Source organism: Mesoterricola silvestris, from assembly GCF_030295405.1.
Lineage (GTDB): Bacteria > Acidobacteriota > Holophagae > Holophagales > Holophagaceae > Mesoterricola > Mesoterricola silvestris.
In genome coordinates this window covers 4,786,163-4,792,500 of sequence record NZ_AP027080.1, presented here as the reverse complement: position 1 = coordinate 4,792,500, position 6,338 = coordinate 4,786,163, and the positions used below count along the sequence as shown (strand labels likewise).

Here is a 6,338-nt window from a genome sequence, read left to right as displayed (position 1 = left end):
TTGCACGCGAACGGTGATCCGGGAATGTCCGAATGGGGAAACCCTGTCAGGTGAAAGCCTGGCAATCCCCGAGCTGAATTCATAGGCTCGGAGAGGCGAACGTGGGGAAGTGAACCATCTCAGTACCCACAGGAAAAGAAAACAATAGTGATACCGGAAGTAGCGGCGAGCGAACCCGGTAGAGCCCAAACCTCCTACGTGTAAGCATGCGAGCGTTGCGTAGGGGGGGTCGAGGGACCCACATGTCCGTCGCGCATGACGGGTGCGGAGTTACAAAATGCACAGATAGTGGAACGGTTTGGAAAAGCCGGCCATAGAGGGTGATAGCCCCTTACGCGAAATCTGCTGCATCTCCGGTTGGTGTTCCCAAGTACAGCGGGGCACGAGAAACCTTGCTGGAATTTGCGGCGACCATGCCGTAAGGCTAAATAGGTCCATCAGACCGATAGTGAACCAGTACCGTGAGGGAAAGGCGAAAAGAACCCCGATGAGGGGAGTGAAATAGAACCTGAAACCGTCAATCTACAAGCAGTGAAACCCCTATGGTACACCAGGGGAATCGCGTGCCTTTTGCATAATGAGCCGGCTAGTTATTTTCAGTGGCGAGGCGAAGCCGATGAGGCGGTGCCGCAGGGAAACCGAGTCTGAATAGGGCGAACAGTCGCTGGGAATAGACGCGAAACGGGATGATCTATCCTTGACCAGGATGAAGTTCGGGTGACACCGAATGGAGGTCCGAACCAGTGTGGGTTGAAAACCGCTTGGATGAGTTGAGGATAGGGGTGAAAGGCCAATCAAATTCCGTGATAGCTCGTTCTCCCCGAAATAGCTTTAGGGCTAGCGTCGGATGTTTCGTCGTGCAGGTAGAGACCTGAATGGACTAGGGGGCTTACCAGCTTACTGAATCCAACCAATCTTCGAATGGCACGCCGTGAAGTCCGGCAGTCAGACTGCGGGTGATAAGATCCGTAGTCGAGAGGGAAAGAACCCAGATCGCCAGCTAAGGTCCCAAAATACATGCTAAGTGGAAAAGGATGTGGATGTGCTTAGACAGCCAGGAGGTTAGCTTAGAAGCAGCTATCCTTTAAAGAAAGCGTAATAGCTCACTGGTCAAGCGGGTCTGTGCCGACAATTCAACGGGGCTCAAGCATGTTACCGAAGCTGCGAACTATGTGGTAGGGGAGCATTCCCTACGTCTGCGAAGGTTGACCGCAAGGACAGCTGGAGACATGGGAAGAGACTCTGTCGGCATAAGTAGCGTAAAGACGGGTGAGAACCCCGTCCGCCGTAAGACTAAGGTTTCCAACGCAAGGTCAATCCGCGTTGGGTTAGTCGGTCCCTAAGCCGAGGCCGAAAGGCGTAGGCGATGGAAAGCTGGTTAATATTCCCGCACCATGTTTGGGTCGTTTGTACGATGCAGGGACGCAGGAAGGTAGGGACGCAGCGCTATGGAATGTGCTGCGAAACAGATCAAGGGTGTCCGCCAGGGAAGTCCGGTGGGCACGAGCCCGAGGCCTGTGACGAAAAGTCCTGATCCTACACTGCCGAGAAAAGCTGCTAAGGAGATCCAAGTGTGACCGTACCGCAAACCGACACAGGTAGTCGAGGAGAGAATCCTCAGGCGTTTGAGAGAACTCTGCTGAAGGAACTCGGCAAATTAACCCCGTAACTTCGGGAGAAGGGGTACCACGGTAGGGTTCATAGCCCGAGGTGGTGGCACATAAATGTTCCAGGCGACTGTTTAACAAAAACACAGGTCTCTGCAAACTCCAAAGAGGAGGTATAGGGGCTGACGCCTGCCCGGTGCCGGAAGGTCAAGAGGAGCGGTCAGCGCAAGCGAAGCTGCGAATTTAAGCCCCGGTGAACGGCGGCCGTAACTATAACGGTCCTAAGGTAGCGAAATTCCTTGTCGGGTAAGTTCCGACCTGCACGAATGGCGTAACGATCTGGAAACTGTCTCCAGCAGAGACTCAGCGAACTTGTAGCACCGGTGAAGATGCCGGTTACCCGCACTTAGACGGAAAGACCCCGTGCACCTTTACTACATCTTGACATTGAGGTTGGCATTGTGCTGTGCAGGATAGGAAGGAGACTTTGAAACTGGCTCGTCAGGGTCGGTGGAGTCGTCGTTGAGATACTTCCCTGCGCAATGCTGATCTCTAACTCGCGCCCGTAATCCGGGTGGAAGACAGTGTCAGGCGGGTAGTTTGACTGGGGCGGTCGCCTCCTAAAGAGTAACGGAGGCGTGCAAAGGTTCCCTCAGGCTGTTTGGAAATCAGCCGCAGAGCGCAATGGTATAAGGGAGCTTAACTGCGAGACACACACGTCGAGCAGATGCGAAAGCAGGTCATAGTGATCCGGTGGTTCCGCATGGAAGGGCCATCGCTCAACGGATAAAAGGTACGCCGGGGATAACAGGCTGATCTTGCCCAAGAGTTCATATCGACGGCAAGGTTTGGCACCTCGATGTCGACTCATCGCATCCTGGGGCTGAAGCAGGTCCCAAGGGTTCGGCTGTTCGCCGATCAATAGCGGTACGTGAGTTGGGTTCAGAACGTCGCGAGACAGTTCGGTCCCTATCTAGTGTGGGCGTAGGAGATTTGAGAGGACCTGTCCTTAGTACGAGAGGACCGGGATGGACTGACCTCTGGTGTTCCAGTTGTGTTTCCAAATGCAATGCTGGGTAGCTATGTCGGGAAGTGAGAAGCGCTGAAAGCATCTAAGCGCGAAACACCCCTCAAGATGAGATCTCCCCACGAGACCCGTCGTAGACCACGACGTTGATAGGTCGCATGTGTAAGCGCGGCAACGCGTTGAGCTGAGCGATACTAATTGGTCCACTGGCTTGACTTTTCATCAATCAATTGCATCCCATCAATGAGACAATGCTTGAAATGGCTCGTCTCGCCCAACCCTTCGTTTTTGCACCCTTCGTCGTGGCTTTACCCTGGAGGTCACACCCGTTCCCATCCCGAACACGGCAGTTAAGCTCCAGAGGGCCGATGATACTTCCTGGCACACAGGTGGAAAAGTAGGTCGCCGCGACGTTAAAACCCAAGCCCCCGCTCACGCGGGGGCTTTTTCGTGCCCGCTTCCAGGGCCGGCGGCCGGCCATCAGGGTTCCGTGCCCGCGCGCCAAGCCTCGAATTGGGAGGGTCGCACCTGGTCCCGCGCGAAGTTGCCTTCGTGGAGATTGGCGAGTTCGGTCTCCGCCGCCGCCCGGAAGCGGTCCCGGGCCGCCTCCGGAATAGGGGCTTGGGCATGGGCCCAGATCCGGTCGCTGGCCGCGGTCCCCTGCTCCCGGGCCAGGATCACCTCCCGGACCACGCCTTTGAGGGACGTGCGGTAGACCAGGCGGAAGGGATCGGGTTCCCCCAGGGAGGTGCGGATGGCCTTGTAGTGGGCACAGGACCGCTCGTAGGCGAAGGTGAACACGTCCCGGAGCAGGTCGATCCGGTTCAGTTCGTATACGGCCAAGACCCCGTCGGTGAAGGCGGCCGGGGCCACGTCCATGGGATCACCCAGGAGGTTTTCCATCAATTGGGCGTGCAGGTTCAGGAGGGTCCGCACATCGGGAACCAGCTCCCCGGCGGGGTCCACAAGCAGCCGTTGGAGAACCTGGCGCGCGTAGGTGCCGGCGGGTTGCCCCGGCTCGGCCCTGCCCGGAGTCGCGTGGCTGTTGGGAGCCCGCATGGTTGGGGGTGGCCTTCGTCTGTCCACTGACACGGATCCACCCTTCAGCCACCAGGCGCGCCAGCTCCCGCCGGAAGACCTGGGGCGACATGCGTTCGAACGGGATTGATTCAAAGGAATGGATTCAATCGGCCTCAAAAGTGATTGAATCAATCCAACCTAATCCGGCACCCCAAGCCAAGAAATGATTGCATCCAAAGGTTTCATTGGGCTTTGTAAGGGTGAATGAATCCCGGAACATTCGACCCATTCGATCGGATTCGAACGAAATCCTTCCCGTCTGGACATCGGGACACCTTCCGTTTTTGCAGGCCAGGGCATCTTTCCTTTCCCAGCGCCCCAGCGAGCCCCCAGCGCCCCAGCGTTTTGTCCTTCGCTCGAATCCACCGGACGCCTGTCCGAGACGCGCCGATGGAGTCCTGGAAAGAATCAAACGCTGGGGCGCTGAGGATTCGCTGGGGCGCTGGGAAGAGAAGGAATTCTTGGAAACGGGGATTTCACGCGAAAGAAAAGCATCTTGAAAATACAAGGGCGTCCCTTGTGCACCCGCACCCAAATCGCCCTTCCAGGAATACACCGAAGAAATTCACATCCGGCCCCAAAAAAGGTATTGCCATCCCCGGTTTCTCTGGTAGACTTTTATTTCTGCCGCGATTGAGGTTGCGGAGCCGGGAAGAAGGCAAGCCAGGCAGGTGAAGCCGGTTGGTCGTTCCGGGCGTCTTTGAAAGCCGGATAAAGAGAATGGAAACCTTTGAGTCTGGTTCGATCTTCGGATCGAGTCGGACAGCATACAACCAAGCGAATAACGTCACCGTCCTTCGGGATGGTGAACGAACGAGCTTTAGGTATTGAACATGAGAGTTTGATCCTGGCTCAGAATGAACGCTGGCGGCGTGCCTAACACATGCAAGTCGGATGTGCCGCAAGGTGCATGGCAGACGGGTGAGTAACGCGTGGGAAACCTACCTCTTTGTGGGGAATAACGCTCCGAAAGGAGTGGTAATACCGCATGAGACCATGGACTGGGACGTCCATGGTGAAACCTGGGGACCGCAAGGCCTGGGGCAAGGAGAGGGTCCTGCGTCTGATTAGCTAGTTGGTGGGGTAACGGCCTACCAAGGCGACGATCAGTAGCCGGCCTGAGAGGGTGATCGGCCACACTGGAACTGAGACACGGTCCAGACTCCTACGGGAGGCAGCAGTGGGGAATTTTGCGCAATGGGCGAAAGCCTGACGCAGCAACGCCGCGTGGGTGATGAAGGTCTTCGGATCGTAAAACCCTGTCGTCAGGGACGAAGGTCGGTCGTTGAACAGACGATTGGCTTGACGGTACCTGGAGAGGAAGCCCCGGCTAACTCTGTGCCAGCAGCCGCGGTAATACAGAGGGGGCAAGCGTTATTCGGAATTATTGGGCGTAAAGGGCGCGTAGGCGGTTTTTTAAGTGAGATGTGCAATCCCCGAGCTTAACTTGGGAACTGCATCTCAGACTGGAAGGCTAGAGTGCTGGAGAGGGTGGTAGAATTCCACGTGTAGCGGTGAAATGCGTAGAGATGTGGAGGAATACCAGTGGCGAAGGCGGCCACCTGGACAGTAACTGACGCTGAGGCGCGAAAGTGTGGGTAGCAAACAGGATTAGATACCCTGGTAGTCCACGCTGTAAACGATGAACACTTGGTGTGGTGGGAGTTGACCCCTGCCGTGCCGTAGCTAACGCGATAAGTGTTCCGCCTGGGGAGTACGGTCGCAAGGCTGAAACTCAAAGGAATTGACGGGGGCCCGCACAAGCGGTGGAGCATGTGGTTTAATTCGACGCAACGCGAAGAACCTTACCTGGGCTTGAACTGCAGTGGACCGCGGTGGAGACATCGCTTTTCGCAAGAACTGCTGCAGAGGTGCTGCATGGCTGTCGTCAGCTCGTGTCGTGAGATGTTGGGTTAAGTCCCGCAACGAGCGCAACCCTTACCCTTAGTTGCCAGCGCGTCAAGGCGGGAACTCTAGGGGGACCGCCCGGGTTAACCGGGAGGAAGGTGGGGATGATGTCAAGTCCTCATGGCCCTTATGTCCAGGGCTACACACGTGCTACAATGGGCGATACAAACCGTTGCAAAGCCGCGAGGTGGAGCTAATCGGAGAAAGTCGTCCTCAGTTCGGATTGCAGTCTGCAACTCGACTGCATGAAGGTGGAATCGCTAGTAATCGTGTATCAGAATGATACGGTGAATACGTTCCCGGGCCTTGTACACACCGCCCGTCACATCACGAAAGCCGGGAGCACTTGAAGAGGCTGAGATAACCGCAAGGGGTCAGGTCTCAATGGTGAACTTGGTGATTGGGGTGAAGTCGTAACAAGGTAGCTGTAGGAGAACCTGTGGCTGGATCACCTCCTTTCTAAGGAGCGGTCAACATTTGAAGCCCTGCTTCAAATGATGACAAGCTCTCTCTTGTCGAAGACAAGGGAGCGGCGAGTCAAAATGACCAATGGTCAACGTTTCCATTCGTTGCGTCGCAAGACGCTGTATTTATCCGGCTTTCCAAGCCGCCCCGGACGACGGGTTGGGCTGAAGCGAGGGGCACCGAGGTGCCGTTGGATTCAGCTCAAGGGTTGAGAAGTATCTTTGACAGTTGAAGAGCGAAAATAGAAGGGT

Annotated in this window: 1 protein-coding gene and 3 rRNA genes (1 of these 4 cut by a window edge); 3 read left to right on the top strand and 1 reads right to left on the bottom strand. The window is 56.1% G+C overall.

The annotated features are described in order from the left end of the window. Positions 1 to 2,853: ribosomal RNA gene (locus R2J76_RS20580) — 23S ribosomal RNA — on the top strand (it extends 85 nt beyond the left edge of the window). 79 nt (positions 2,854 to 2,932) lie between these two features. Further along, positions 2,933 to 3,048 (top strand): 5S ribosomal RNA (rrf, locus tag R2J76_RS20575). A 66-nt stretch (positions 3,049 to 3,114) separates the two neighbouring features. On the opposite strand, the gene R2J76_RS20570 is transcribed toward rrf, so the two are convergent. Next, positions 3,115 to 3,693 (bottom strand): hypothetical protein, encoded by a 579-nt coding sequence (locus R2J76_RS20570; RefSeq protein ID WP_316413541.1) that lies wholly within the window; start codon positions 3,691 to 3,693, stop codon positions 3,115 to 3,117. Between the two features lie 850 nt (positions 3,694 to 4,543). Between R2J76_RS20570 and R2J76_RS20565 the strand changes: the two genes are divergently transcribed. After that, a 16S ribosomal RNA gene (locus tag R2J76_RS20565) occupies positions 4,544 to 6,081 on the top strand. The last annotated feature ends 257 nt before the right edge of the window (positions 6,082 to 6,338 follow it).